Source organism: Streptomyces sp. NPDC026500 (assembly GCF_055567635.1).
In genome coordinates this window covers 75,916-99,048 of sequence record NZ_JBVHQB010000002.1, presented here as the reverse complement: position 1 = coordinate 99,048, position 23,133 = coordinate 75,916, and the positions used below count along the sequence as shown (strand labels likewise).

The following is a 23,133-nucleotide window of genomic DNA, read 5'->3' as shown; positions in this document are numbered from 1 at the left end:
CGACCACCGGTACGCCCTCGGTCCCGACTGACGACAAGGGCTTTGAACGAGGCTTGACCTGGATCACCAATCCGCGTTCACAGCCCCATCCGTGGTCGTAAGATCTCCCGCTGGTGGTCTACACAGCTTGCGGGGGGCGAACGTGGAGAGACCGGACGACCGCATCGCATCCGTCCTGCGCTTCGCCGCAGAAGTGGTCGCCTGGGTGGCCACTCCCTGGGCCTTGTCCAAGTACTCATGGCTGCTTGCCGTCTTGGCGGTGGTGGTACTGATCGGCCTCCCGACCGTCTTCTCCACTCCAGGAGACAAGGCGCAGGTGATCATCCCTGTCTCGGGTACGGTCACGATCCTGCTCGTGCTGCTCCAGCTCGCTGCTGCCGCGATCGCCGCATGGTTGGCATGGCCCATCTATGCGGCAGTCCTCGTGTCTCTCCTCGTGGCCGCCACGCTCGTCACGGAACGTCAACGCTGGCAGTGGCTGCTCTCCACCGACCGGCATACCGGGTGAGCTACGGAGGGGGGCACCAACTGGGTCGGCCCTCCGGGCAGGTTCGCCACTTCCCGGCCGCTCCCCACTCTTCGGCGAAGCAGGTGTACGGCGCCACCGAGACTCCTTCGGAGACCGCGCGTTTGTCGTCCTCGCCGGCTTCCGGGTCGAGGTCGCGCGCCCCAACGAATGCACGGACCACAAGGAGAAGCCACATACGGCAGCCGATCTAGAGGAGGCTGCCGGCCAGTGGTAAGACTGGGTGACTTTGGTTGTAGGGCCATAGCTTGTTGGTGCTGAGGAGGCGGGCATGTTCGATGAGGCCAGCGAGAACGAGCTCCTGCTCGCCGCGTTGATGCAACTCGGTGCGAAGGGCGGCTCGATAGGAGCTGCCGTTGGAGGGGCGGCCACCGGAACGCACAGTTTGGGCAGAGCAGGGGCACGGGGCGGTGCTCGTGGAGCCGCTCGAGGCTTCAAATGGACAAAGAAGGACGTCAGTACCACTCTTGTCGAGTTGTCCGGAACGGTGACGGCAGTCTCCCAGCTGGTCCACACGGCTCTGGCCGACATAGGGAATCTGCTGGGAACGGAGGTCCGAGACAACGGGGGCATCGCCGTACGCGCGATGGTCGGTGTAGGGATTGGTGGCCTGAACCCCACCGTTGTGACCGCTGTTGTGGCCGCAGGTCCCGACGGCGTAGCGGTGGTGGAGCTCCGCGCCGCAGGTCGTGAAGGGCTCATCAAACAGCACCCCGCCGAGAAGGCTCTGGCCAAGATCACCGCTCAGCTCAAAGCTGCCTCGCAGTAACGACGGCCGCACGGACCCAGCCCAGCGGGCACCCAACGTGTGCCCGGCTCTCTACGCCACGTAACGCATCTGGGTCGGCCCACCGATGGCCTGTTGCCACCCGGAGGCAGTAACAGCAGTAACACGCGGGGCAGTTCGTCCGCGTGGACGAAGCCCACTCCGTCCAGAAGGGCACCGTCGCCTGGCAAGCCCTGGGCCGGCAGCCAACGGAGGCAGAGGAGCCGATCGGTGACTGACCGCGGTCAGTCACCGATGAACCACAGATACAGGTGCAGCCCGCGCTCGACGACCTGGCACAGCTCACGGGCCCGCCCGACCCAGTCGCCATATTGATCACCGCCGAGCGTATCGGCGCCCGCCGCGACCCGCGAAGCAATGACCGACCGTGGCGTTTCCCCAGGCCCCGGCGCTGCCCGAGGAGCTCGACAAGGTGATGCGCCGGATGCGCATGCCCTACATGCGCACAGCCGCACCCGACGTTCTGGCCAATGCCCGTGCTCAGCGCTGGGCCCCTCCGAAGTCCTGCGGTTGCTGATCGCCGAGGAGGTCACCGGCCGCGACGCGGCAACGAGGCGCCTTCGTCGCCGCTCGGCGAGCCGTGGCCGTACTGCGCAATCCGGAACGAGAGCCTGCGCTGAGAGCGGCAGAGCCTCCTGATCGGTGAGTAACCGACGCCGATGCAAAGGTCTGTGAGCACGGCTCGACATGGATCACCAGGCCGCGTTCACAGTCTTCAACGGGACCCGTGCTTGCGGCCCGGTTTCCCCGAGGACCGGCTGCGACCCATGGGGCACACGGCAGCAACGGACTTGCCTGGACCCCGTCGTCATTGGGGTGGTGCCGGCGGCCGAGTCGTCCTGGCTGGTTCGGGCAAGCGGAAGGGGCGGGCCGTGAACACGCGCCATGGCGACTCCCGCCGAAGCGCCTTCGCCGGCCTCCGTGACGAAGTGGTCCCGAGCCGTGACCACCCCCTTCCCTGCAGGCGTCTGCCTGCACACGCTGAGCCCCGCCATGTCACTCCTGTCGAACCGCCGAGCCGAGAGGAACGGGAGAGTCGCGGACGGAGACCGGGAGGAGGAACATCGGAGTCACGGAGACAAAGTGGTGGTTATGGGGACGCCCTCGATGCATTTCAGTGAGAGTCCGGAGGATCCGTTCGCCCTCGGGCATGCCGCTTCGGCCGTGCTCGACGATCACGGCACAGTGGTCGGCTGGAGCGTACGTGCGCAGGAGGTGCTGGGCTACCGGGCCAAGGAAGTGATCGGACGGGCGTGGCAGGACCTCCTGGTCGACGCCCGTGACCTGCCGGTCGCGCGGTCCGTCGTCGTGGACGCCATGAGGACGGGGGGCTGGTTCGGAGTCCTGCCTGTCCGGCACCAGGACGGACGGCGTGTGGAGATGGGTTTCCGGGCCCGTGCGATCACCCGCGACGGAGATCGTCAAGAGTGGTTCCTGGTCGGTGCCCCTGCCGCGGAAATCGTTGCCTGGCAGCGGGACCGTGCGCTGCTGGACGGCCTCTACCACCGGTCCCCGATCGGTCTGGCCATCCACGGCCCGGACAGGAAGGTGATCCGGGTCAACCGTGCGATCGAAAAGGCGAGCGGCATCACAGCCGAGGCGACGGTGGGCCGCAGTTCCGGTGAGTTCCTGGTCGACGAGGACGCGGGTCCGGCCGAGGAGCGGGTACGCCACGTCCTGGAGACCGGCGAGCCGTTGATCTTCACAGAGCAGTCGGCGCGCACACGCCATGCTCCGGGTCGGGAACGGATGGTGTCCGTCTCCGCGTTCCGGATGGAAGACTCCTCGGGCCGGGTTCTCGGCGTGGCGGAGACGATCGAGGACGTGACCCAGCGCTACCGGGCCCGCCGCAGGCTCACTCTGCTGAACGAGGCGAGCGCCCGGATCGGAACCTCACTGGACGTGACACAGACAGCCCGGGAACTGGCCGAGGTGGCCGTCTCCGGCCTGGCCGACTACTGCTCGGTGGACCTCCTGAAGCCGGTGGCACTCGGTGACGAACTGCCCTCGGACATGGCAGGTGCGCTCCTGCGAGTGGCCTTTTCGCCCCCAGAACCACGGGTCCCGTTCCAGGAGGGCGACGTGGTCCCGCTCCTTCCGGAGTCTCCGCAGGCGCGGTGCCTGGCCGAGCGTCGCCCGGTTCTCGAACGGCTGCTGTCCCTCCGTCCCGAGTGGTACGCCATGGACCGGCGGCGGATCGAGGTCGCCGTGGGTCTCGGCGTTCATTCCCTGATCGCGGTGCCCCTGATGGCACGCGGCCTGGTACTGGGCGTAGTGAGTCTGTGGCGAGTGCGCCATTCGGAGCCCTTCGAGGACGACGATGCCGCAGTGGCCCATGAGTTTTCCTCGCGTGCGGCCGTCTGTATCGACAACGCGCGCCGCTTCACCCAGCAACAGAGCGCCGCTCTGACTCTGCAGCGCAGTCTGCTGCCGGGCACGGTGTCCGACCTGCCGGCCGTCGAGGTGGCCTGCCGGTATCTGCCGGCGAGCGGTGAACCGGGCATCGGTGGTGACTGGTACGACGTGATCCCGTTGTCAGGGGCCCGAGTCGCCCTCGTCGTGGGAGACGTGGTCGGCCACGGAATCCACGCCGCGGCCTCGATGGGGCGCCTGCGCGCCGCCGTGCGCACCCTGGCCAGCCTCGACCTGGAACCGGACGAGGTGGTGGCCCGGCTGGACGACCTGGTCAGTCTGCTGGCCGCCGAGGGGGAGACGAACGCCGAGGGCAACCAGTCGGCGATCGAGCAGGTGCTCGGGGCCACGTGCGTCTACGCGGTCTACGATCCAGTCTCCCGGCGATGCTCCCTGGCCCGCGCCGGCCACCCGGCACCCTTGGTGTCCACGCCGGACGGCCATGTGACCGTGCTCGACCTGCCCGCGGGGCCACCGCTCGGCCTGGGCGGACTGCCGTTCGAGATGTACCACCTGGACCTCCCTGAGGGCAGCCTGCTCACGCTCTACACCGACGGCCTCCTGGAGGGGCGCGACGGCGACATCGATGCTGCGCTGGAGAACCTGGAGGAATGTCTCGCCCACAGTGCCGACGCTCTGGAGCGCACGTGCGACGGGGTGGTCGAAGCGCTGCTGCCCACGGACCGCCGCCCCACCGACGACATCGCGCTGCTCATGGCCCGTACCCGGGTACTGCCGCCGGAGAACTTCGCCACCTGGCACCTGCCTCTGGAAGCGACCGCTCCTGCCCGCGCCAGGGAGCTGACCACGGCGAAACTGGCCGAATGGGGGCTGTCGGAAATGGCCTTCACCACCGAGCTGGTCGCCAGCGAGCTCGTCACCAACGCCTACCGGTACGCGGACGGCCCCGTCACCCTGCGCCTCATCCGTACACACTGTCTGAGCTGTGAGGTGTCCGACGCCAGCCACACGTCCCCTCACCTCCGAAGGGCCCTCAGCACGGACGAGGGCGGACGCGGGCTCTTCCTGGTCGCGCAGCTCACGGAGCGGTGGGGCACCCGCTACACCCACGACGGCAAGACAGTCTGGACGGAGCAGCCTCTGCCGCATTCCTGACCAGTGACGTCACTCCGCTCGCCCGCGAGGTCCACGGGCTCGTGAGCCGCGGCGAGTCGGACGCTGCGGCGGGGCGCTGCCCGATGAGCGTCCCTGCCGTTTTCGCAATTGGCGTCGCGAACCTGGCGAGTTCGGCGACCGGAGCGCTCAGCACTCCGGTCGAGGCGTGGGGATCCCTCTTCCTCGGACTCCTCGTCTCCGCCCTCGCCGCCTATTCGCAGATCGCGACGAAGAACGGTTCCGCCCTCCTCCTCGCCACCCGGCACACACAGCGCCCGACGGAGATCGAGCAGGTCAATGCGGGAAACATCCTCACCGTGCACAGGTTCAACGACTACCAGGAAGTTGATCGGGAGGTCGAGGAACGCTGTCGGCAGACGCTCGATCCCCGCGATCTCCAGTTCATCGGGTACTACGTCGACGGCCGTTGCCGCTTTCACGTCGATGCACTCGAAGCGCCGGTGCTGAATCCATTCTTTCGCCGAAGCAGCCGTGCCGATCGACGACAGGCGTACGAACGATCCGGTAGGCAACTCGACTGGCTGATAGAGCAACTCGACACCTACATGCAGCACCTGTCGGGAGGAATCCTCATCAGGGTTGTCTTCGATGTCGAGCAAGGCGCCCTCTATTACTGCAACATCGACGAAGGCACCTATCTCATGGGGGTGACGATGGTTCAGGACGAGGTTCTGGCGGCGGACGAGAAGATCCGCAACCTCGCCAATGAACTGGGACACCTTCCTCGGGGCGGCCTGCCCGGACTGCGCCCGATTCGCCAGGTGACCGGCGGCTCCGCAGCATGACGGCGGGCCGGCCTCTTATGGCCGACGCCCTGCGTGGGGAAGGTTCCCCGCCGGGCGGACGTCTCAGGCCAGTGATGACGTGCAGGCCGGCACCGGTGCAGGCGCGGTCGGCAGCCGCAGCCGCAACCTCAGAGCGCCTCGGCCATCGCCGCCACTCCGCCGATGAACGCGCTGAGCAGCATCACGGCGCCCAGAACGCCGAGCAGCATCAGCAGAGCGCGGGGGCTGCCGCGGGCGCCCGACCTGGCGCGTACGAGCAGGGTCCCCAGAACCAGCACCATCAGGCCGAACAGAGAGAGCGCGAACCACCCGAACGAGGCGCCGACCCCTGTCTGCTCGTATCCGGCGGAGGCTGTTCGCTGCAACGCGACCGTGCTGCCGACGGGCAGGCTGCTGTCGATCGTGGCGTCGGGGTCGACCACGGTCCCGTCGACGGAGCGGAAGATGCCGTGGCAGTGCGGATACCGGTGACCCCCGGCATGGCTCCAGGAGCAGGCCTCGACCCGGAGGTACCCGGATGTGCCCGCCACACCCGTGGCGTAGGCAAGATGAGTTACCGCGAGCCAGGTCACGATGGTGCCCGCGGCGAACAAACCGGCGATCAGAAGCAGCGGACGACCTACCCGCGTTCCTTTCCGGAGCCGATCCCAACCGTTCATCCGTCCCCCCAAACGACCGTCCCCCCAAACGATTCCGACGGGACGCTAGCCCGAATCCCGCACAACTTCGCTCACGTCACGGCAAAGAGCGCTCGCGAAGAACCCGAGTCCTGAGAAACAGCACCCCGGCGCGGTTGCCGGTCTGTCGTGCACGGGGCTGGGGCCGATCGGGCGGCGTGGGCCGTGGGCTGGTGGGGTCGGCCTCGAGGCCTGTGACGGACGGGCCGACAGGGGCTGGGCCGTGTCGCCGACGCCCGTGGCTCCGAATGAGTGGACTTGCCGGAACGCACATCGGACCTGGGCTTTTGCCGAGGGTGCGGATGGTGGTGTTGCCGTCTGCTCCCCTGACCCGGAAGAGGCGCCCCGACATGCGACGTAGCTCCTACCGCCTTCCGTTCGCCGCCGCACTGCTCGTGGCGTCCGTGCTGGCCCCGATGACAGCGACTCCCGCCGCGGCCGAACACGCGGCGGGAGTCCGCACAACAGGCGTCCGCGCAGTGGACGCCGACGGGTACGGCGAGGACGACGGCCCGCAGCACGGCCTCAGCCCCCAGCTGAGCGCCCGGCTGGACAAGGCCATCGAGGACGTCCGTACGCAGGCCCACATCCCCGGTGTGATCGTCGGACTGTGGATGCCGGGCAAGGGGAACTACGTCCGCGCGACCGGTGTCGCCGACCTCGCCACCCGCAAGCCGATGGCCGTCGACTCCTACGTCCGGATCGGCAGCGAGACCAAGACCTTCACCGTCACCGCGCTGCTCAAGCTCGTCGACGACGGCCGGGTCCGGCTGGACGACCCGATCTCCCGCTACATCCACGGCGTACCGAACGGCCGTCACATCACGCTGCGTCAGCTCGCCGAGATGCGCAGCGGCCTGTTCCCGTACACCTCCGACGCGACCTTCGAACACGACCTGCTGAGCAACCCGCAGCGCACCTTCACCCCGCGGGAACTGCTCGCGTACGGCTTCAAGCATCCGAACACCTTCGCGCCCGGCACGCAGTTCGAGTACTGCAACTCCAACCTCATCCTGCTCGGCCTGGTCGTCGAGAAGGTCAGCGGTCACAAGCTCCGCGACTTCATCGACCGGCGGGTGCTCCGCCCGGCTCATCTGCGCGACACCCTTTTCCCGAAGGGGAACGAGTTCCCGAAGCCGCACCCGCAGGGCTACACCGACCAGACGCTGAGCGGTGCCATCGCGAACGCCACCAACTGGAACCCCAGTTGGGCCTGGGCGGCCGGGGCGATGATCTCGAACCTGCACGACCTGCGCCGCTGGGCGAAGATCGTCGCCACCGGCACCCTGCTCAGCCCCGAGACCCAGGCGGAGCGCCTCGAAACGCTGCCGACCGGCTTCCCGGGAACGACCTACGGCCTCGGCATCTTCGACGCCAACGGATGGATCGGGCACAACGGCTCCCTGCCGGGATACGAGACCGTGACCGTCTACCTGCCCTCGAAGAAGGCCACCCTGGTCATCATGATCAACACGGACGCCTCCTCCCAGGGCCAGGAGCCGTCCACGCTGCTCGCCAGGGCCATCACCCAGATCGTCACTCCGAACAACGTGTACGACGGCGCGGTCGTCTCGCAGTAAGGCCCGCGCCAGAGGCGGCCCCCAGGCCTGTCACGGGACAACTCCCGCCCGGCACAGGCCTGGGGGCCGCCCGCTGTCCTGCCCCACCGCCCTACTCCACCGCGATGCCGAAGTCCCGTACGAGTTCTCCCAGACCGCCCGTGTAGCCCTTGCCGCCGAGGACGAACTTCCAGTCCCCGTCGGCCCTTCTGCGGAAGGAGCCGAGCACCAGGGCGGTCTCGCCCGGCCTGCCGTCGGAGACGTCGAGCCGGTCCAGTTCGGCGAGGTTGGGATCGCGCAGCCGGATACAGGCGTCCGTGAAACCGGAGAGATCGGCGTCCGGGTTGACCTCGGGGTCGATGGCGGCCACGAGTACGAACCTGTCGGCCTCCGCCGGCAGCCCGTCGAAGGACACGCCGATCGCGGCCTTGTCGGGCGGCGCCGCGGGCAGTGCGCGCACCGAACCGTCCGGTGTCCGCGGGTTGTTGTAGAAGACGAAGTGATCGTCGCTCAGGACGCGTCCGCCCCGGCAGACGAGTGCGCAGACGTCCAGGGCGACACGTCCGGTCCACGACATGCCCAGGATGTTGTGGTCGTCGGGCAGCCGGGTCCCCGGATCCGCCGGTGCCGACGGAGCGGCCTGTACCTGCGTGGTCGACGACGGAGACTGTGCCGGCTGCGACGGTCGTGACCGTGGCGCCGACTGCGACGGCCGTGACGGTTGCGCCGGCGCTGCCGCGGGCGAGCGGCCGCCGTCGCCCAGCCTCCCCCGCAGTCCATGGCGATGCAGCAGGTCCACGAGTTCAGGTCCCGGGATGAGCTCCAGCGGCTTGCCGTTGGCGAAGGTGTGCGAGCCGGGGCCGAACCCCGACGTCGTCACGAGCACGCCCTTGTTGGCGCCCGCGTCCTGCACGGTCCCGTACAGGTCGCGTACGGCGGTGGGCGGCACGGTGTTCCGGTAGCGCTTCACCTGCACGACGATCTTGCCGCCCCGGATCGGTGTCGGGTCCAGCGCGTCGACGTCCACGCCGCCGTCGTTCGAGCGCTGGGTCGTCACCGCCTGCATCCCCATGGCCCGGAAGAGGTCGGCCACGAGTTCCTCGAACTCGATCGGATCCATGGCGTACAGATCCGGTTCCTCGTCGCTGCCGTGGGCGACAACGCGGTTGCCGACATCCTGCGGCCGACGGCTCGGCCGTACGGGAGTGAGCTGGTCCGGCCGGGCCGAGAGCTGCCCGCGCAGTCCGTCGGCCAGACAGCTGCCCGGGTCCACCTGCGCCAGGTGCAGTTCGAGGAACGAAGAGCGGGCGGCCATGACCGTCGTGAGGAAGATGTGGCCCGGTCGGCCCGTCGTGGGGTCGTGTCCGTCCACGAAGCCGTTCAGGACCACCGATTCGAGTGCGCCCTGTTCATCGGCTCCGAAGAGCTCGTGCAGCACGAGCAGCACGCACTGCGCGAGAACCTCGCGGTACAGGCTCCGCCGCTGGGTCACCGGACGAGGGGTTTCCTTGTCCTGATCGGCCCCGGACAGGTACCGGACGGACTTCACCTCGGGGACGACGTCGTACGCGGGCAGCTCCCAGTCCAGCACCAGTTGCCCGGCCGCGGCGTCATAGGCGGCGGCGATCTGGCGCGGGAAGCCCTCCGGCCATGCCGACGAGGAGTAGAGAGCGGCGGAGAAGTACTCGATCACGGAGTCGGGATCCCTGCGGCGGACCCCGTCGGACACCTCGACGACACCGGCGTTGTGCCGGCGTACGTCCGCGAGCCGGGCATCCGCCCATTGCTGGTACTCCCGCTGGTACGAAGCCAGTTGCCGCTGCCGGTGCGCCTCGGCGGCCTGGGCCGCGTGCCAGTCCCGCTCGAAGCGAGCCTGCGCCTCGGCCTGCGCCTGCGCCCGGCGGTTCGCGGTCCAGCCGCTCTGCGCCTGGTACTGGCCGATGTCCGGCATGACCACCGGCTGCGCCAGCGGCCCCGGGGCGAAGGGCTCGATCTGTTCGGGGCGCAGGAGCGAGGCGGCCCGGAAGGCGGGGGCCCGGCAACCCGCGGCGAGAAGGCCCCGCAGCGAGGCGACCTGTGCGTCCAGTTCTTCGGTACGGCGTTGCGCCTCGGCCTGCCGGTACTCGCGGTACTCCTGGGCGGCTCGCCGCTGGTGGGCCCGGGCCTGCTGTTCTTCCTGCCGCCGCCGTCTGGCGTCGAGCTCCAGCTGGCGCTGCTGCTGCCGTTGCACCTCGGCCCAGACGCCGACGAAACCAGATGAGCGACGACTCATGCGCGGCAGGCCCTCCCCCGTTGTCGGCAGCCCAGAGGCCCCCTTGGCTGTCCCCACAACCATGTGTAAAAGGGTGACTCTATCCAGTAATCGCACTCCCGCACATCCGTCGTGCGAGCCCCGCCCGCCCGGGGTATCCGCGCAGGTCACATCCCGTCGGAAGCACGAAGGCGCCGTTCCGGTCGTACGACCGGAACGGCGCCCAGGAGCCTTGCGCGTCAGGACGGCGGGATCAACTGGATCGTGGCCGTGTCGATCAGATCGTGGCCGTGTCGATCACGAAGCGGTAGCGGACGTCGCTCGCCAGTACCCGCTCGTACGCCTCGTTGATCTCGGTCGCGTCGATCAGCTCGATCTCGGCGCCGAAGCCGTGCTCCGCACAGAAGTCCAGCATCTCCTGGGTCTCCTGGATGCCGCCGATGCCGGAGCCCGCGAGGGTCTTGCGGCCGCCGATCACCGAGAAGAGGTTGAGCCGGACCGGCTCCTCCGGCGCGCCCACGTTCACGAAGGCGCCGTCCGTCCGCAGCAGAGCGAGGTAGGCGTCCAGGTCCAGCGGGGCGGAGACGGTGGAAAGGATCAGGTCGAACGTGCCGCGCAGCTTCTTGAAGGTCTCCGGGTCGCTGGTGGCGTAGTAGTGGTCGGCGCCCAGCTTCAGGCCGTCGTCCTTCTTGCGCAGCGACTGGGAGAGGACCGTGACCTCGGCACCGAGCGCGTGGGCGATCTTGACGCCCATGTGGCCGAGACCGCCCATGCCGAGGACGGCGACCTTCTTGCCGGGACCCGCGTTCCAGTGCTTGAGCGGGGAGTACGTGGTGATGCCGGCGCAGAGCAGCGGCGCGGCCACGTCGAGGGAGATGCCGTCGGGAATGTGCAGGGTGTAGTTCTCGTCGACGACGATCTTCTCGGAGTAGCCGCCGTAGGTGGGCTTGCCGTCCTTGCCGACGGAGTTGTACGTGCCCACGCCGCCGCCGGTGCAGTACTGCTCCAGACCGGCCTTGCAGTTGTCGCACTCGCGGCAGGAGTCGACCAGGCAGCCGACGCCCACACGGTCGCCGACCTTGAATTTGGTGACGCCGGAGCCGACCTCGGAGACGATGCCGGCGATCTCGTGGCCCGGCACCATCGGGAAGGTGGCCGCTCCCCAGCCCTCGCGGGCCTGGTGGATGTCGGAGTGGCAGATGCCGGCGAACTTGATGTCGATCAGGACGTCGTGCTCTCCGACCTCGCGACGCTCGATGGTGGTGCGCTCCAGCGGAGCCTTGGCGGCGGGAGCGGCGTACGCAACGACAGTGGTCATGCCGGGGTTCTCCTCGGAAGGGGGGTGGACCGTGCCCGGCTGTCTTCCGTCGGGCACGACGTCCAGCCTGCCCGCTCCCCCAGGATTCACCCAGGTCACGGCTCTGCGTATGTCCGCTGGTCCTACCACTGGCGGGGTCAGGCTCCGCAGCGTACGACCGTGAATACTGGATGGATGGATGAACAGCCCTCTGTGGGGCCCGCCGGTGAGGCGGCCCACCCGCTCGACCGGCGCGCCGAACTCAGCGAGTTCCTGCGCAGCCGCCGCGCCCGACTGAAGCCGGAGGACGTCGGGATGCCCGACTTCGGGCGGCACCGCCGGGTGCCCGGACTGCGCCGCGAGGAGCTGGCCCAGCTGGCCGGAGTGTCCGTCGCCTATTACACGCGCCTTGAGCAGGGCAACGGGCGCAATGTGTCGGCGGAGGTGCTGGACTCCATCGCGCGGGCGCTGCGGCTGACGGATGCCGAGCACAACCACCTCACGCACCTCGCGAAGCCCAAGCAGCACAAGAAGAAGCAGGCGGCCCGGCCGCAGCAGGTGCGCGGCGCCCTGCGTCAGCTGCTCGACACGCTCGACGGCGTCCCGGCGTACATCACCGGGCGGCGCTCCGACGTGCTCGTCTGGAACCGGATGGCCGCGGCCGTCTTCGGGGACTGGTCGGAGCTGCCGCCGCAGGAGCGGAACTGGGCGCGGATGGTCTTCCTCAGGCCCGAGTACCGGGACCTGTTCGTGGAGTGGGAGCAGAAGGCGATCGACATCGTCTGCCTGCTGCGCATGGACGCGGGCTGCCATCCGGACGATCCGCGGCTGGCCGCGCTGGTCGGGGAGCTGTCCGTGAAGAGCGAGGACTTCCGGCGGCTGTGGGCGACGCACGACGTGAAGGAGAAGAGCCACGGGGTGAAGCTGTTGCGGCATCCGCTGGTGGGCGACCTCGCGTTGCAGTTCGAGTCGTTCCGGCTGGTCGGCGACGCCGAGCTGGCGCTGGTGACGTATCACGCGGAGCCGGGGTCGAGCTCGGCGGAGGCGCTGCGGTTGCTGGCCTCGTGGGGAACGGACGCGACCCGCGCGGGCACGCCCTCACCCCAGTAACCGATCACCGCCGACGGCTCACGGATCGCCGGTCAGGGCTCACGACTCACGACTCACGGCTGGTACGGCGGCGCGGCCCCCCAGGTCCACTTCGGTACCGGCTGCTCCGCCGGCGGCTTGGCGTCCGGGCCGGAATAGTAGACGGCCAGCCGCGTGCCCCACTCGGTGTACGCGAGGAAGGCGGAGCGGAACTCGGCGTCGGTGGGAAGGCCCGCGTCGTCGGCGGCGTCCTGGATCAGGTTGACCCAGCGGCGGCGCTGGACCTCCGTGATGCCCTTGCCCAGGTGTTTGGCGACCATATGGCCGTGACCGCCCTGGGTCTCGGAGTACGCCGGCGGTCCGCCGAAGACCTCGCCGAGCCAGAGGGCGACATGGACGGCGTGTTCGGGCGCAAGATCCGCGAACAGGGGCGCGAGGAGGTCGTCCTTGAGGACCTTGTCGTAGAAGGCTTCCGTGAGGCGGGAGAAGGCCTCGGCACCGCCCGCCCGGGCGTAGAGCGTGGGCACGGAGGCGCCCCGGCCGCGCACCGATGTCGGCTTGTAGTGGCGCATCTCCTCGATGCTGCCGATGTAGGGGCGGATCTCAGCGAGGAAGTCGTCGAAGAGCTCCGACTTGCGGAAGGCCTCGACGTGGTCCTCCGTCGAGGTCCAGGTGATCCTCAGGATGAAGTGCTCGAAGTCCTCCTCGCAGCGGGCGAGTTCGTAGTCGACGCACTGCGGGGCCGCGGCGAGCTGGACGGCGGCCCGGGTGTAGGCGGCCAGGAACTCGGCCGACTGCTGCTCGGGAATCCGGTAGCGGATGTATTCGACTGTCGAAACGGTCATGTCCCCACACAAACACGAACGGCCACCGGAAGCCCTGTTTCCGGTGGCCCGTTCGCTGCGGGCTCACTTCCCCCGCGGTGTATCTGGGACCGAGGTCCGCGGGCTCACTCCCCCGCGGTGTATCGGGGACCGAGGTCGTTCGGCCCGTCCCCGCTAGGCTCCCGCGTTCTCCTTGACGGTGAGCTTCCCCTTGCGGATGGTCGCGACGCGCGGGGCCTTCTTCGCGATCGAGGAGTCGTGCGTGACCATGATGAAGGTGAGCCCGTGCTCCTTCCACATGGCTTCGAGCACGTCCATGATCTCGTCGCGCATGGACTCGTCGAGGTTTCCGGTGGGCTCGTCCGCCAGCAGGACCTTGGGCTGCTTGACCAGGGCGCGGGCGATCGCCACACGCTGCTGCTGGCCGCCCGACAGTTCGGCGGGCAGGTGTCCGAGCCGCTCGGCGAGCCCCACGGACTCCAGTGCCGCGGCGGCCCGTTCGCGCCGCTCCTTCGCCTTCACGCGCAGCGGTACGAGCGCGGTCTCGACGTTCTCCTGGGCGGTGAGCGTGGGGATCAGGTTGAAGCTCTGGAAGACGAAGCCGACGTTCTCGCTGCGGACCTTGGTGAGTCTCGCCTCGGACAGCTTCGCCATGTCGGTGCCGTCGAGTTCGACACTGCCCGCGGTGGGACGGTCGAGCCCGCCGAGCATCTGGAGAAGGGTGGACTTGCCGCCGCCGGTGGGGCCCTGGATGACGAGCCGGTCACCGTCCGCGATCGTCAGGTCGACCCCGGCGAGCGCGTCGATCGTTTCCTTGCCCCGCTTGTAGCGCTTGGTGACGCCTCTGAGTTCGTACATGGTGCAACTCCTGGGATACGTAAGTACGTAAGGGGGCGGGGCTTATTCGACGCGGCGCAGGGCGTCCGCGGGACGCAGCCGGGAGGCGCGCCAGCCGCCGAAGGCGCCGGCGATCAGACCGCCGGCGACGGCCAGGACGACCGCGACGACGATGGTGTCGACACTGACGGGCGCGGTGAGCACGACGTCGAGGGCCTTGGAGGCGGTCTGCCGTCCGGGCCCGCCGAAGCCGCCTCCGCCGAAGCCGCCACCACCGAAGCCGCCACCACCGCCGGGGCCGCCGCCCTGGCCGCCGCCCGTGTTCCCCAGCTGTGCCTGGAGGTTGGGGCTGATCTCGGTGACGAGGTAGGCGCCCGCGAGGCCGAGGGCGATACCGAGGGCGCCGCCGACCAGGCCGTTGACGATGGCCTCGCCGACCACCTGGCGGGTCACCCGGCTCGACTTCCAGCCGAGTGCCTTGAGGGTGCCGAACTCGCGCACCCGGCGGGAGACGGCGGAGGAGGTGAGCAGACCGGCGACCAGGAACGCGGCCACGAGCACCGCGATCGACAGCCACTTGCCCACGTTCGAGGCGAGGTTGGAGGCGGTGGACAGGGAGCCGGAGACGGTCTTCGCGAGGTCCGCGGAGGTGGTGACCGTCGTGCCCGAGATGTTCTTCTGGATGGTGCTCTTGACGCCGGAGATCTGCTGCGAGTCGGACGCCTTGACGTAGATCGTGGTGACCTTGTTCTTGGAGTCGCTGAGCGTCTGCGCCTGCTGCAGCGGGATGTAGAGGTTGGCCGCCGCGTCACCGCTGTCGGGTGTCGCGATGCCGACGATCTTGTACTTGACGCTCTTGATGGTGACGGTGCCACCGAGCTTGAGCTTCTTCTCCTTGGCGTACGACGTGTCCGCGACGACGACCTTGGCGTTCGTCTCGGAGGTCTTGAACGTACGACCGCTGGTGATCTTCGACGAAGTCAGCGGGCCCAGGGCGGGCTTGGTGACGTCGGTGCCGAACACCGAGTAGTTGTTGACGTCGAAGTTGGCGCCGCCGCCCTTGACGGTGCCCTGCGGCGAAGGCTGGGCACCACCCCGACCGCGCTGCCCGCTACCGCTGTTGGGGTTCTGCTGGAACTGACCACGGGTGAACTGGCCGTTGATCCGGATGACTCGGAGGCTCAGTCCGCCGACGGCGTCCGCGACGCCCTTCTGGGAGTCGACCTTGGCGACGGTCGAAGAGGCCAGGGTCTGGAAGCCCTGCACCATCACGCGGTCGCTGCTCTGCTCCTTGTCCGAACCGCTGTCGTTCGCGTCGAAGTTGAAGCGCGGCCCCTGGCTGGTGCCGGTGGCCGGCGCGGCGGCCTTCGTGACCGTCATGTCGGTCCCCAGTCCGTACAGCGACTGGAGGACCTTGCCCTGGGCCTTCTCCATGCCCGAGGACACGGAACTGACCACGATGACCAGGGCTATGCCCAGGGCGAGCCCGGAGGCGACGACGAGGGCCGCCTTTCTGCGGCGGCGCAGTTCGCGCCTCAGGTAGGTGAAGAACATGGCCGCAAGCTAGGTACGGCGCGTGATGAAGGCATAAGGCCGGAATAAGAGAACGATGAGAAGGCTGTGGCCGGGCCCAGGAATCTTTGGGAAACGCCGATGCGGCGGCGGCCCGTGGGGGCCGCCGCCGCATCGGCGTCGGGTGGTGCTTCGGTATCAGACGGCCGAACCGGCCTTCCAGGCCGCCCAGTCCAGGTTCCAGCCGTTGAGGCCGTTGTCCGGGGCGATGGCCTTGTCGCCGGTGTTCTTGACGACCACGACGTCACCGATCAGCGAGTTGTTGAAGAACCACGCGGCGGGCGTGTTGGGGTCGCCCGCGCCCTTGGTGTCGGACAGACCGACACAGCCGTGGCTGGTGTTGACGGAGCCGAAGACGGACTTCGCGCCCCAGTAGTTGCCGTGGATGAAGGTGCCGGAGTTCGACAGACGCATGGCGTGCGGCACGTCCTTGATGTCGTACTCGCCCTTGCCGTCGTTCTTCTTGAAGCCGACCGTCGAGCCGTCCATCCGGGTCTCCTTGAACTTCTCGGAGATCACCATCTGACCCTGGTACGTCGTGTGGTCCGGAGCACCCGCGGAGATCGGGATGGTCTTGATGACCTTGCCGTCCTGGGTGACCTGCATCGTCTTGGTCTGGGCGTCGACGATGGAGACCTGGTTGCGGCCGATCTTGAAGGTGACCGTCTTCTGCTGCACACCGTAGACACCGCTCGCGCCCTGGACACCGTCCAGGTTCAGCTTGAGGGTGACGGTGGAGCCGCCGGTCCAGTAGTTCTCGGGGCGGAAGTCCAGGCGGTTGGCGTTGAACCAGTGCCCGACGACCTCCTGGCCGCTGCTGGAGGAGACGGTGATCCCCTTCTGCACCGCGGCCTTGTTGGTGATCGCCTTGTTGAAGTTGATCGAGACCGGCATGCCGACGCCGACGGTGGAGCCGTCCTCCGGCGTGAAGTTGCCGATGAAGCTGTTGGCCGGGGAGACCGTGGTGAACGACGCGTTCTCGTTGGCCGTGCGGCCCGCGGAGTCGGCGGCCACAGCGGCGATCTTGTACGTGGTGGCGCGGTCCAGCCGGTTGAGGGGCTTCCAGCTCTTCTTGTCCGCAGATATCTGACCGGCGACGGCCGTGCCGGACGCGGTCGTCATCGTGACGGACGTGAGCGAGCCCTTGCTGACCGTGACCGCGGTGCCGTTGTTGATCGAGGCGTTGTCGGAGCCGTCCGCGGGCGTGATCTTGATCAGAGCCTCGGAGGTCTTCTTGGCTGCCGCCTCGTCGACCTTGGCCTGCGACGTGGGGTCGCCGCCGTCCGACGCGCCGGCCTTGCTTCCGCCTCCGCTGCACGCAGAGAGCACCAGCACCCCGCCGAGCAGTGCGGACGCGGTCATCAGACCCTTGCGCCGCTTACTGTCCGTCATCACACGCTTCTCCATCGTTGCCGAATCACGAAAGGACCACGGGATCCCCATAACCAATGTCAACGCCGCAACCGGTTCGCCCCGTTCCACTTCCCGTGGAAGTGTGGTCCACGCCACGTTCACCGAGTTCGGACACGCGGACCGACGTGGTGCGGGGGTGGGCGGTGCGTCACCGGACACGGCAGTGCGTCACCGGACACGAGGAACCCCGGACGGCGGTTGCCGACCGGGGTCACACAAATCCCGAACCGCGTCAGCCGTGCACGTCTTCCTCGTCGTCCTCGTCGGCATCATCCTCGTCGATGTCCCAATCCGGCGAATCGGGATCGTAGTCAATGGGCTCACTGCTCCAGGACGCCTGGGCGAGTTCGATCCCGGGCACCTCACTGACCAGGTCGAACGGGTCAACGAGATACGCCAGGGCCTCGGCCGTGTCTTCCGTCACTGCGCCCTCGGCGTGCGACCGTTCATCGGCCGGCATGTCGGCGTCGTCGCCGATCCGGCGCAGCGCGGCCTTGGTGACGGCGTCGGCGTCATCGATTTCCAGCACAAGTTCGACACGAAGCCGGACAAAGCGTGATGTCTCAGAGGTACTCATGGGAGGGAGCGTACGGCCCATGGGATGCGCGACTTTCCCGCGACCCGCGCCTTTCATTAGCATCGCCCCACACGGCCAATTCGCAAGCGCCACAAGGGGATCGATATTTCGTGTCCGCCGCACGTCGATCGTTGCTGACCGCCACCGCAGCGGGGACCCTCCTGGGTGCCCTGTGGTTCGTCCCGTCCGCCAACGCGACCCAGGACGTACCCACTCCGAGCGCGACGGCGCCGGCGTCCGCACCGACCGTCACCGCCACGGCACGGATCCCCACGGAGTCGGTCTCCGGGGCGTACACGCTGTCCGGCGGTGACGGGACCAGGCTCGCCGACACCGGCGCCGTGGACACGACGCCGTATCTCGTCGGGGGCACGCTCTTCCTTTGCCTCGGCGCCGGATTCGTGACGTATTCCGTGCGCCGTGAGCGCATGATTGCCTACTGAGCGCATCGACCGAGCTCCGGACAACCCACAGGGAAGCCATGCGAGACCTGAGCGAGCTGACCGACGTCGAGGAACCGGCCTGGCCGCTGCTGTCCAAGGCGCTCGCCGCCAGCGGGGTGTCCATGGAAGTACCTCCGGTGGACCCCGAACTGGGCCGCGCGAGCCTGCACCAACTACAGATCACCGCGCGGTCCTGGCTGGGCGGGATGGTGCTCAACTGCGGCGGCGTGGTGCTGGACAGCGGCTGGCTGCGGATCTACGGCAGTCCGGCCGAGGATCCGCCGACGGGGCTGCCGGGCGGCTCGACGGACCTTCCCTCGCTGGCCGAGGTCAACGGATTCCCCGAGCGGTTCGATCCGCACTGGCGCCCACGGGACGGCGGACTCGTCGTCGGCCACGACGTACTGGGCGGGGTGTTCGTCCTCAACGGCGCCGACCCGGAGTCCGTGGGGCGTCCCGGGCACCCCGGCGAGGTCGTGTACTTCGCGCCGGACTCACTGAAGTGGGAGGCGCTCGAAGTCGGCCACGGGGCATGGCTCCAGTGGCTCCTCGGCGAGGGCACGGACCACTTCTACGACACGCTGCGCTGGCCCGGCTGGCGCGCCGAGTCCGGCGCCCTGACGGGCACGCAGGGGCTGTCCGTGATGCCGTTCCTGTGGTCGGCGGAGGCGCGACGCGACCTCATGTCGACGAGCCGCCGCGCGGTGCCGCTTGCCGAAATCCTCAGCCTGCACCGGGACTTCGCCCTCAAGCTCGACGGCGTCGATCCCGGGTTCCTCGGCGACGTCTGAACCCCCGCAGCACGCAGCCCGGTTCCCGAGCGTCGTACGAACCGCGAACCGCGTTCCGTAGTCGATCGGTTGCGGTCGGTCACGACCGGGCGCCAAGGGGCCGGAGGCCGGGCATGCGGCGGAGGCCGGGCATGCAGCCGAGGCAGGACATGCCGCGGCCCCGCGCCCCGGAGGGGGCACGGGGCCGCGGCGAAGCCGAACGGATCCGATCCGGTCAGGCGGCCCTGCGGCCGCCACCGCTCTGGCCGCCGCTCTGACCACCGCGCTGCGGAGCACGCCCGCGACCGCCGGAGCGACCGGCACCCGCGCCGCCACCGGTCTCCGTACGACGACCGGCGCTACCACCGGCCTCCGTACGACGGCCCGCGCCGCCACCGGATTCCGTACGACGGCCGGCGGCCGCTCCGCCAGTGCCGTTGCGGCGCCCGGTGGCCGTGCCACCCGTCGCGCCGCCGGTGTCCGGACGTCCGCCGCGCTGCTGGCGGCCCTGGCCGTCCGACCCGGCGCCCGTACGCCCGGCGGTGCCGCCGGCGACCGAGGGCCGCCTGGCCCCGCCCCCGGTGGCACGCCGCGCCTTGGGCCGCTGCTTCGGCTGCTCGGCCTGCTGCGGGACCTCGATGACGACCGGGACGCCGGAGGGCTCGCGGGCGCCGGTGAGGCGGGCGAGTTCCTCGTCGCTGGACTTGACGCGGGCGGTGCGCGGCGTGATGCCGGCGTCCGCCATCAGCCGGGTCATCTCACGCTTCTGCTCGGGGAGCACCAGCGTGACGACGCTGCCGGACTCTCCCGCGCGGGCCGTGCGGCCGCCGCGGTGGAGGTAGTCCTTGTGGTCGGTCGGCGGGTCGACGTTGACCACGAGGTCGAGGTCGTCGATGTGGATGCCGCGGGCCGCCACGTTGGTGGCGACGAGCGCGGTGACCTGGCCGTTCTTGAACTGGTCGAGGGTGCGGTTGCGCTGCGGCTGGCTGCGCCCGCCGTGCAGGGCGGAGGCCCGGACACCGCTGGCGAGCAGCCGCTTGGTGAAGCGGTCGGCGCCGCGCTTGGTGTCGACGAAGAGGATCACCCGGCCGTCGCGGGCGGCGATCCGCGTCGCGACCGCCTTCTTGTCGGTCTCGTCGGCGACGTGCAGCACGTGGTGCTCCATGGTCGTCACCGCGCCCGCGGACGGGTCGACGGAGTGCACCACGGGGTCGGTGAGGAACATCTTGACGAGCCGGTCGATGTTCTTGTCGAGCGTGGCCGAGAAGAGCAGTCGCTGACCGCCCGGCTCGACCTGCTTGAGCAGCGCGGTGACCTGCGGCATGAAGCCCATGTCGGCCATCTGGTCGGCCTCGTCCAGCACGGTGATCGCGACCTGGCCGAGGGCGCAGTCGCCCCGCTCGATGAGGTCCTTCAGCCGCCCGGGGGTGGCCACGAGGACCTCGACACCGCGGCGCAGCGTGCCGGCCTGGCGGCCGATCGACATCCCGCCGACGGCCGTGGCCACACGCAGGTTGACGGCGGTGGCGTACGGCGTGATCGCGTCGTCGACCTGCTGGGCGAGTTCGCGCGTGGGGACCAGGACGAGCGCGAGCGGGTTCTTCGGCTCGGCACGGCGGCCGGCGGTGCGGGCGAGGAGCGCGAGCCCGAAGGCGAGCGTCTTGCCGGAGCCGGTGCGTCCCCGGCCGAGCACATCGCGCCCGGCGAGGGAGTTGGGCAGCGTGGCGCCCTGGATCGGGAAGGGATCGGTGACACCCTGGGCCGCGAGGGTCTTCGTCAGGGCGGCCGGCATGTCCAGCGCGTCGAAGGACTCGACGGCGGGCAGCGCCGGTGTGACGGTCTCGGGCAGGGAGAACTCCTGCGGCGGCGCGACCTTGCGGGCGCCACCGCGGGCGGCGCCCCGGCCTGCGCTCTTCGCGGAGCCGCCGGTCTGTGCGGCGCGTGCGTTTGCCGGCCGCTTACGGACGGGACGTTCGGATCGAGTCATGCTGGATCTGGATTTCCTTCCTGGGCCCCACGGACTGCACACACAGCGCTCACCGACTGCATGAGCTGTCACAGCGCTGAGCCGGGACCCGCACCCGAAGGGGCGGGACCCGGCTCTGGAAAAGCGCGCCTCGAACTAGGCGGGGAGGATGTTCTCCGCCTGCAGGCCCTTCTGGCCCTGCGTGACCTCGAAGGAGACCTTCTGGCCCTCGACGAGCTCACGGAAGCCGGAGCTGGCGATGTTCGAGTAGTGGGCGAAGACGTCGGGGCCGCCGCCGTCCTGCTCGATGAAGCCGAAGCCCTTTTCCGAGTTGAACCACTTCACGGTGCCAGTAGCCATGTTGTTCTCCTGAACAGGTAGTGGGCCCCCATCCGGAGATGCACCGGGTAATGCCGGAGATGCCGGTAAAACAAAACGCGCCTGCGGAGGATTCCGATCAGGCGCACAAAGTAAATGGGTACCAAAAACGTATCAATGAGACAGTAGCACACGCTGAGGCGAGGGTGCGAGGCGAGGTACGTGGGCCGGGCACGTGGGCCGGGGAGTGCCCGGCCCACGTACGACGGAACGCCGTCGGTGCAGGTCCTAGGCGAGCGGGCCGGTCACGGGTTCCACCGCGGCCACCACGCCGCCCGCGCGTACGAACGCGTCCGCCGCCGCCAGGTCGGGGGCGAGGAAGCGGTCCGGGCCGGGGCCCTGGACGCCGGCCGCGCGGACGGCGTCGATGACCGCCCTTGACGCCGGGGCCGGGGCCAGGCCCTCGCGCAGTTCGATGGCACGCGTGGCGGCGTACAGCTCGATCGCCACGATGCGGGTCAGGTTGTCCACGGAGGTACGCAGCTTGCGCGCGGCCGACCAGCCCATGGAGACGTGGTCCTCCTGCATGGCGGAGGAGGGGATGGAGTCGGCGGACGCCGGTACGGCCAGCCGCTTCATCTCGCTGACCAGCGCGGCCTGCGTGTACTGGGCGATCATCAGGCCCGAGTCGACGCCGGCGTCGTCCGCGAGGAACGGCGGCAGGCCGTGCGAACGGTTCTTGTCGAGCAGCCGGTCGGTACGGCGCTCGGCGATGGAGCCGAGGTCGGCCGCCGCGATGGCGAGGAAGTCCAGGACGTAGGCGACCGGGGCACCGTGGAAGTTGCCGTTCGACTCCACACGGCCGTCGGGCAGCACGACCGGGTTGTCGACGGCGGAGGCCAGCTCGCGCTCGGCGACCGTACGGGCGTGCGCGAGGGTGTCCCGGCCGGCGCCGGCGACCTGCGGGGCGCACCGCACGGAGTAGGCGTCCTGGACGCGCGGGGCGTCGTCCTGGTGGTGGCCGGTGAGCTCCGAACCCTTCAGCACGGCCAGCATGTTGGCGGCGCTGGCGCCCTGGCCGGGGTGCGGGCGGATGGCGTGCAGCTCGGGGGCGAGGACCTTGTCCGTACCGAGCAGCGCTTCGAGGGAGAGCGCGGCGGCGACGTCGGACGACTTGTACAGCATCTCCAGGTCGGCGAGGGCCATGACCAGCATGCCGAGCATGCCGTCGGTGCCGTTGAGGAGGGCGAGGCCCTCCTTCTCGCGCAGTTCGACGGGGGCGATCCCGGCCTCGGCGAGCAGTTCGCCCGCGGGCCGCACGACTCCGTCGGGACCCTCGGCGTCCCCCTCGCCCATCAGGGTCAGGGCGCAGTGGGACAGCGGCGCCAGGTCGCCGGAGCAGCCGAGCGAGCCGTACTCGTGGACGACCGGGGTGATGCCCGCGTTCAGGATGTCCGCCATGGTCTGCGCGACCTCGGGCCGCACACCGGTGTGCCCGGAGCAGACGGTCTTGAGCCGCAGGAACATCAGCGCGCGGACGACCTCGCGCTCGACGCGCGGGCCCATGCCGGCGGCGTGCGAGCGGACGATGTTGCGCTGCAGCTGGGCGCGCAGTTCCGGGCTGATGTGCCGGCTCGCCAGGGCGCCGAAGCCGGTGGAGACGCCGTAGACGGGCTCCGGCTTCGCGGCCAGCGCGTCCACGATCTCGCGGGCCGCGGCGAGGGCCGCCACCGCCTCACCGGAGAGCTCGATCCGGGCGCCGTCGCGCGCCACGGCGAGAACGTCGGACGCGGTCATTCCGGACGTCCCCACCACCACAGTGTGCATATCCATATTCAGGAGCGTACGCAGTGAATGCCGTGATGTCACTAGTGGGTGGCCGGTTGGCCCCTT

At 69.3% G+C, this 23,133-nt stretch carries 20 protein-coding genes; 9 read left to right on the top strand and 11 right to left on the bottom strand.

What is annotated here, in order from left to right; genetic code table 11:
- Positions 1-142 precede the first annotated feature (142 nt).
- The 5 genes from ACZ4N5_RS03525 (at position 143) to ACZ4N5_RS03505 (ending at position 5,647) form a co-directional block, all read left to right on the top strand.
- Positions 143-508, top strand: a complete 366-nt coding sequence (locus tag ACZ4N5_RS03525; protein ID WP_467755471.1) for a hypothetical protein — start codon at positions 143-145, stop codon at positions 506-508.
- Positions 509-797: 289 nt separating this feature from the next.
- Positions 798-1,295, top strand: a complete 498-nt coding sequence (locus tag ACZ4N5_RS03520; protein WP_467755470.1) for a hypothetical protein — start codon at positions 798-800, stop codon at positions 1,293-1,295.
- Positions 1,296-1,680: 385 nt separating this feature from the next.
- Positions 1,681-1,830 carry a hypothetical protein gene (locus tag ACZ4N5_RS03515; protein ID WP_467755469.1) on the top strand — a complete coding sequence of 50 codons (150 nt, stop codon included), beginning with the start codon at positions 1,681-1,683 and terminating at the stop codon, positions 1,828-1,830.
- 590 nt (positions 1,831-2,420) lie between these two features.
- A complete protein-coding gene (locus tag ACZ4N5_RS03510; RefSeq protein ID WP_467755468.1) occupies positions 2,421-4,841 on the top strand; it encodes a SpoIIE family protein phosphatase in 2,421 nt (806 codons plus the stop codon).
- Between the two features lie 41 nt (positions 4,842-4,882).
- Positions 4,883-5,647 carry a hypothetical protein gene (locus ACZ4N5_RS03505; protein WP_467755467.1) on the top strand — a complete coding sequence of 255 codons (765 nt, stop codon included), beginning with the start codon at positions 4,883-4,885 and terminating at the stop codon, positions 5,645-5,647.
- Positions 5,648-5,775: 128 nt separating this feature from the next.
- Here the strand turns inward: ACZ4N5_RS03505 and ACZ4N5_RS03500 are convergent, their stop codons facing one another.
- On the bottom strand, positions 5,776-6,240 hold the full coding sequence (locus ACZ4N5_RS03500; RefSeq protein WP_467755466.1) for a hypothetical protein: 465 nt from the start codon (positions 6,238-6,240) through the stop codon (positions 5,776-5,778).
- 434 nt (positions 6,241-6,674) lie between these two features.
- Between ACZ4N5_RS03500 and ACZ4N5_RS03495 the strand changes: the two genes are divergently transcribed.
- The gene (locus ACZ4N5_RS03495; RefSeq protein ID WP_467755465.1) at positions 6,675-7,904 is read left to right on the top strand and encodes a serine hydrolase domain-containing protein; all 1,230 of its coding nucleotides are present in this window, start codon (positions 6,675-6,677) and stop codon (positions 7,902-7,904) included.
- Between the two features lie 91 nt (positions 7,905-7,995).
- On the opposite strand, the gene ACZ4N5_RS03490 is transcribed toward ACZ4N5_RS03495, so the two are convergent.
- Positions 7,996-10,155 (bottom strand): restriction endonuclease, encoded by a 2,160-nt coding sequence (locus ACZ4N5_RS03490; protein ID WP_467755464.1) that lies wholly within the window; start codon positions 10,153-10,155, stop codon positions 7,996-7,998.
- A 256-nt stretch (positions 10,156-10,411) separates the two neighbouring features.
- On the bottom strand, positions 10,412-11,452 hold the full coding sequence (locus ACZ4N5_RS03485; RefSeq protein ID WP_467755463.1) for an NAD(P)-dependent alcohol dehydrogenase: 1,041 nt from the start codon (positions 11,450-11,452) through the stop codon (positions 10,412-10,414).
- Positions 11,453-11,626: 174 nt separating this feature from the next.
- On the opposite strand from ACZ4N5_RS03485, the gene ACZ4N5_RS03480 reads away from it, so the two are divergent.
- Entirely contained in the window at positions 11,627-12,541 is a 915-nt protein-coding gene (locus tag ACZ4N5_RS03480) for a helix-turn-helix domain-containing protein (RefSeq protein WP_467755462.1), read from the top strand.
- Positions 12,542-12,594: 53 nt separating this feature from the next.
- On the opposite strand, the gene ACZ4N5_RS03475 is transcribed toward ACZ4N5_RS03480, so the two are convergent.
- The 5 genes from ACZ4N5_RS03475 to ACZ4N5_RS03455 form a co-directional block, all read right to left on the bottom strand.
- On the bottom strand, positions 12,595-13,365 hold the full coding sequence (locus ACZ4N5_RS03475; protein ID WP_467755461.1) for a globin domain-containing protein: 771 nt from the start codon (positions 13,363-13,365) through the stop codon (positions 12,595-12,597).
- 153 nt (positions 13,366-13,518) lie between these two features.
- Positions 13,519-14,202, bottom strand: coding sequence for an ABC transporter ATP-binding protein (locus tag ACZ4N5_RS03470; protein ID WP_467755460.1), 684 nt, complete (start codon positions 14,200-14,202; stop codon positions 13,519-13,521).
- Between the two features lie 42 nt (positions 14,203-14,244).
- On the bottom strand, positions 14,245-15,735 hold the full coding sequence (locus ACZ4N5_RS03465; protein ID WP_467755459.1) for an ABC transporter permease: 1,491 nt from the start codon (positions 15,733-15,735) through the stop codon (positions 14,245-14,247).
- Positions 15,736-15,891: 156 nt separating this feature from the next.
- Positions 15,892-17,145 carry a L,D-transpeptidase gene (locus ACZ4N5_RS03460; RefSeq protein WP_467755458.1) on the bottom strand — a complete coding sequence of 418 codons (1,254 nt, stop codon included), beginning with the start codon at positions 17,143-17,145 and terminating at the stop codon, positions 15,892-15,894.
- Between the two features lie 253 nt (positions 17,146-17,398).
- The gene (locus tag ACZ4N5_RS03455) at positions 17,399-17,743 is read right to left on the bottom strand and encodes a hypothetical protein (protein ID WP_467755457.1); all 345 of its coding nucleotides are present in this window, start codon (positions 17,741-17,743) and stop codon (positions 17,399-17,401) included.
- 110 nt (positions 17,744-17,853) lie between these two features.
- Here ACZ4N5_RS03455 and ACZ4N5_RS03450 point away from each other — a divergent pair, with 110 nt between their 5' ends.
- Together ACZ4N5_RS03450 and ACZ4N5_RS03445 are read left to right on the top strand one after the other, a co-directional pair.
- Complete coding sequence (locus tag ACZ4N5_RS03450) at positions 17,854-18,186, top strand: hypothetical protein (RefSeq protein WP_467755456.1); 333 nt, start codon at positions 17,854-17,856, stop codon at positions 18,184-18,186.
- A gap of 38 nt (positions 18,187-18,224) precedes the next feature.
- Positions 18,225-18,977 (top strand): DUF2625 family protein, encoded by a 753-nt coding sequence (locus tag ACZ4N5_RS03445; RefSeq protein WP_467755455.1) that lies wholly within the window; start codon positions 18,225-18,227, stop codon positions 18,975-18,977.
- A gap of 214 nt (positions 18,978-19,191) precedes the next feature.
- Here ACZ4N5_RS03445 and ACZ4N5_RS03440 read toward each other — a convergent pair whose 3' ends face one another.
- From ACZ4N5_RS03440 to hutH, 3 genes are all read right to left on the bottom strand, one after another.
- Positions 19,192-20,943: a DEAD/DEAH box helicase gene (locus tag ACZ4N5_RS03440; RefSeq protein WP_467755454.1), complete on the bottom strand. Its 1,752-nt coding sequence runs from the start codon at positions 20,941-20,943 to the stop codon at positions 19,192-19,194.
- Between the two features lie 135 nt (positions 20,944-21,078).
- Positions 21,079-21,282 (bottom strand): cold-shock protein, encoded by a 204-nt coding sequence (locus tag ACZ4N5_RS03435; RefSeq protein ID WP_261702157.1) that lies wholly within the window; start codon positions 21,280-21,282, stop codon positions 21,079-21,081.
- Positions 21,283-21,528: 246 nt separating this feature from the next.
- Entirely contained in the window at positions 21,529-23,067 is a 1,539-nt protein-coding gene (gene hutH / locus ACZ4N5_RS03430; RefSeq protein ID WP_467755867.1) for a histidine ammonia-lyase, read from the bottom strand.
- Positions 23,068-23,133 lie beyond the last annotated feature (66 nt).